The 5,077-nt window shown below is 33.2% G+C and carries 2 protein-coding genes and 1 rRNA gene; 1 reads left to right on the top strand and 2 read right to left on the bottom strand.

Annotation, left to right across the window (positions count from 1 at the left end; translation table 11 throughout):
- Nucleotides 1-1,071: ribosomal RNA gene (locus KKE07_01535) — 16S ribosomal RNA — on the bottom strand; the annotation flags it as partial.
- A gap of 400 nt (nt 1,072-1,471) precedes the next feature.
- Nucleotides 1,472-3,946, bottom strand: coding sequence for an AMP-binding protein (locus KKE07_01540; GenBank protein ID MBU4269540.1), 2,475 nt, complete (start codon nt 3,944-3,946; stop codon nt 1,472-1,474).
- Nucleotides 3,947-4,040: 94 nt separating this feature from the next.
- Here KKE07_01540 and asnS point away from each other — a divergent pair.
- A partial coding sequence (asnS, locus tag KKE07_01545; GenBank protein MBU4269541.1) for an asparagine--tRNA ligase occupies nt 4,041-5,077 on the top strand: 1,037 nt, incomplete at its 3' end.

Genomic DNA, 5,077 nt, shown 5'->3' on the forward strand with positions numbered 1-5,077 from the left:
ACACGAGCTGACGACAGCCATGCAGCACCTGTGTAACCGTCCAAGTAAACTTGGAAAACCATATCTCTATGATCGTCGATTACATGTCAAACCCAGGTAAGGTTCCTCGCGTAGTGTCGAATTAAACCACATGTTCCACCGCTTGTGCGGACCCCCGTCAATTCCTTTGAGTTTTAATCTTGCGACCGTACTCCCCAGGCGGATCACTTAACGCGTTAGCTTCGACACAGATCTTGCAAAACAAAACCTACATCTAGTGATCATCGTTTACGGCGTGGACTACCAGGGTATCTAATCCTGTTTGCTCCCCACGCTTTCGCGCTTTAGTGTCAGAAACAAGCCAAGAAGCCGCCTTCGCAACCGGTGTTCCTCTCGAGATCTATGCATTTTACCGCTACTCCGAGAATTCCACTTCTCTCTCTTGTCCTCTAGTCGACCAGTATCAATTGCCGAACCTCGGTTGAGCCAAGGAATTTAACAACCAACTTAATCAACCACCTACGCGCTCTTTACGCCCAGTAATTCCGAATAACGCTTGCTCCCTTCGTATTACCGCGGCTGCTGGCACGAAGTTAGCCGGAGCTTTCTCTAGTGGTACCGTCATCCCTCATACATATTACTTATGAGTCTTTCTTCCCACTTAACAGGAGTTTACAATCCGAAGACCGTCATCCTCCACGCGGCGTCGCTGCATCAGGCTTTCGCCCATTGTGCAATATTCCCCACTGCTGCCTCCCGTAGGAGTCTGGGCCGTGTGTCAGTTCCAGTGTGGCCGGTCACCCTCTCAGGTCGGCTAACCATCATCGCCTTGGTAGGCCATTACCCTACCAACTAGCTAATAGTCCGCAAGCTCATCTTTTAGCGACAGCAAAGAGGCCGTCTTTCCCCCGCAGGGCTTATGCAGTATTAGTCTCGATTTCTCGAGGGTATCCTTCACTAAAAGGTAGATTCTCACGTGTTACTCACCCGTTCGCCACTGTACTAGTTTCCGAAGAAACTTTCTCGTTCGACTTGCATGTGTTAGGCACGCCGCCAGCGTTCATTCTGAGCCAGGATCAAACTCTCCGTATCGGAATTTTTAAGAATCTTTTGGGTTCAGGAAATTTTTAAAATTCTTACCTGAAAACTATGTATTTCAAAGAACTTTTCAAACTTTTTCACTCCATTTTGCTTCGTCATTCGTTCGACGATGGTTATAGAATACACCAATCATTTTTCTTTGCAAGGATTTTTTTAATTTTTTTTCAAATTATTTTTTATGCACCAAAATAGCTATATTTTAAACATATTTTCAAACAGGCAAAATATCAATCAGATCGACTTTTTGAGTATATTATCGATTTATAGCTAAAATTAATAACTTTTCATTCAAAAAATGTTTTTTTCAAAAAATATTTAAACTTTATTATAATAATTTTGATCTAAGATAGATTGAAAAACCGTCACGCTACCAATAAGTAAAAGACAAAGTTTATAATTGCCGCATATTTAATTCAATAATATTAGTAGCCTCTTGATATTGAGTAGCTTTTTTAAAATATAAAGGCCGACCAAATTCAACTATTACTTTACCTATTTTTCTTGGAAATAGTTTTCCATAAGGAACAATGTCTTTAGTACCGGTTATCTTTATAGGAATAACAGGGACACCCATTTCCACGGCCATAAGCCCGGCCCCCCTTTTTAATGGTAAAAAATCGCTGTCACTAACTTTCCCCTCAGGAAATACAACTATGGAATAATTTTTATCCAAAAGTTGCCCAATTGAATCTAGGCCCTGTTTAATATTATCGCCATTGCCTCGAGGTAATGGAAAAGAATTAAAAAACAAATCGGAAAGCCAGGATATATATTTAAATTCACCATATAAAACATCTTTTGCAGCTGCAAAACATAATTTTTTCCTAAACTTATATGGCAATGCCATTAGAATTGCTAACGGGTCTGCATAACTTATATGATTAGGCATAAATAATACCGGTTCACTTATATTCTTTATATTATAAAAACCCCTTACTTTAATTCTGAAAAAAATTTTGCTAATCAATATTATTTTAAATTGGGCAAAAGCTCTTATAATGGAAGCCCAAAAAGTTCTAGGCCATTTTTTCAAAATAATTACTCGTTTTACTGATTCTTTTTTATCTATTAATTCTTGCAAGCTACTTACGGTAGTGTTTTCATTTACTAAAGATTCATCAAGTAATACACCAAAATCTTGCTCTATTCTTAATATAAGCTCAACTCGCATAAGTGAATCTAATTGTAAGTTAGATATTATTCTGGTCTGGTTATTTATTAAATTTTCAGAAATACCACTAATTTGATTCAGTAATTTTATTAAAGGCGTTACGCCAACTTCATTCTTTTGTTTAACTTTATTTAAAAAAATATCGTTTACAATATTCAAAACAGCTTCTCTTTTTATTTTTTTTGTTGCTGATCTTGGAAAATCAGGTTCTTGCCAAACCGTAAAATCAGAAATTTTTTGATATGTTGCCAATTTTAAATTTGCTATTTCAATTATTTTTTCGGGGTTTACATTATTATTATCCAGTAATAAAACTGCATGTATCCTGACATTGCCTGTTTTAGATGTTAATCCTAAAACACAACTATCTTTGACTCCAGCTATTTCATTTAATTCTTGCTCTATATCTTCCGGAAAAATATTTTGTGCATTTGGCCCAATTATTACATAACGTTTTCGGCCTTTTATAAATAGAAAATTTTCATTATCAAAATATCCAATATCCCCAGTTTTAAAAAAGCCATTTTCATCAAATGATTCTTTTGTCTTTTCTTCGTTTTTATAATAACCGGAAAAAACGCACGGACCTTTTACTAAAATTTCATTATCTTTCCCCAATATAACTTCAGCATTACTTATAATTTTGCCTACAGAACCCAGTTTTTTATAATTTAAGCTATTACAACTTATAACCGGTGATGTTTCAGTTAATCCATAACCTTGTAAAATTACAAATCCTAAGGAATTCCAATCTTTTTCTAGCTTGGGATCTAAAAATGCGCCACCGCTCGCCAATATATCTAAGTTCCAGCCAAAATTTTTATGTATAGGAAAAAATATTAATTTGGATAAAAAATTATAATTAAATTTATAAGCCATTTTTTTAAAAATTTTAAATAAGCCAAACATACCTTTTTTTGCATATTGGTCTTCTATATTTTTCATTAGAACTTTTAAAAATTCAGGAACTGCCAATAATTTCGTAATCTTATATTCTTTAAGTAAGTCTTTTATATAAGAATATGAATGAACATATACAATATGAGCGGCATATTTTTGAGCTAAAAAAAAGCCTATAGTTTGTTCAAAAATATGCGTTAATGGTAAAATAGATAGCAATCGTTCTTGCCCAAGTTTTAATGGGACTATTTTAGATACGGCAATTACATTTGAAAATATATTTTTATGCGTTAGCGCAACTCCCTTTGGATCGCCTGTAGTTCCCGAAGTATACAAAATCTCCACACAATCATTCTCTTGCAAATCTGTTTGAATAAAATTCTTTTTATTTAATTCATCTATATAATCAGATAAAAATTCAATATATAAACTATTTATTTCTTCGGATAAATCTAAATTTAAAAATTTACTTTTTATAATAAGTTTTGGCTCTGTTTGTTCTATTATTTTTATTACGATTTCAGAACTACTTTGAATGTTAATTGGAACTAAAATTGATCCATTTAATATAGTACCCCAATAAACTATTCCCCAATAAGGAGAATTCGGTGCAATAATTAAAACTTTATCACCCTTATTAATGTTCAAACTTTGCAAAAATACTGCAAACTTTATAGCCTTTTCATATATTTGTGCATAATTAAAACTGCAGATTCTATATCCAATTTTTTGCGAAAATGCAATTTTTGATCCGTGTTTTTTCGCATTGGTTTTCAATATTTGAGTAAGAAGCATCTTAATCCTCTTTATAGAATTTAAATTATTTGTAATATTAAAGATCTGGATAGAATAGAAATTTTTATAATTAAAAATCAATTACGGAGATATAATGCGTACAAAAATTAGCCAAATAACACAAAAAGATATTGGCAAAGAATTTAAAATTATGGGCTGGATTAAATCTTCAAGAATTTCTAAAAATTTTTCTTTTATAGAAGTAAATGACGGGTCTTGTTTTAATAATTTACAAATAATTTTAAATTCTGACATACCGGAATACGAGTTGATTACATCAAAAATAACAACAGGTGCATCTGTAAGCGTTACAGGCGATTTAGTAAAAAGCCAAGGAAAAGAACAAGCCTTTGAGCTTCTTGCAAAAAAAATTGATATACTCGGAGAATGTGACCCTGAAAAATATCCTTTACAAAAAAAGAGACACTCTTTTGAATTTTTAAGAGAAATAGCTCATTTAAGAGCAAGAACCAATACGTTTGGCGCTGTTGCAAGAGTTCGAAACACTTTGGCATTTGCAACTCATGAATTTTTCCAACAAAAAGGCTTTTTATACATTAATACACCAATAATTACAGCCGCAGATTGCGAAGGCGCAGGAGAAATGTTCAGAGTTTCAACACTTGATCCCGAAAATTTACCAAAAACAGATAAAAATAATATTGATTACAAAAAAGACTTTTTTGAAAAACCTGCATATTTAACAGTATCAGGACAACTTGAAGGTGAAACTTATGCCTGCGCACTTTCAGACATTTATACCTTTGGACCAACATTCAGAGCAGAAAACTCTAATACTTCAAGACATTTGGCAGAATTTTGGATGATAGAACCTGAAATGGCTTTTGCCGATATTAAAGACAATATGAATTGCGCTGAAGATTATATAAAACATTGCATTAAATCTGTTTTAGAAAAATGCCCACAGGATATTGAATTTTTTAATAAATTTATAAGTCCTGGAGTTATAGATAAATTAAAAAATGTTTTAGCACAACCTTTTGAGCGGCTTGAATATACAAAAGCAATAGAAATACTTAAAAATGCTACCAAAAAATTCGAGTATTCTGTTGAATGGGGAACCGATTTACAATCAGAGCATGAAAGATATTTAGCTGAAGAACACTTTAA

The sequence above is a fragment of the Candidatus Dependentiae bacterium genome (assembly GCA_018897535.1).
Taxonomy (GTDB): domain Bacteria; phylum Babelota; class Babeliae; order Babelales; family UASB340; genus UASB340.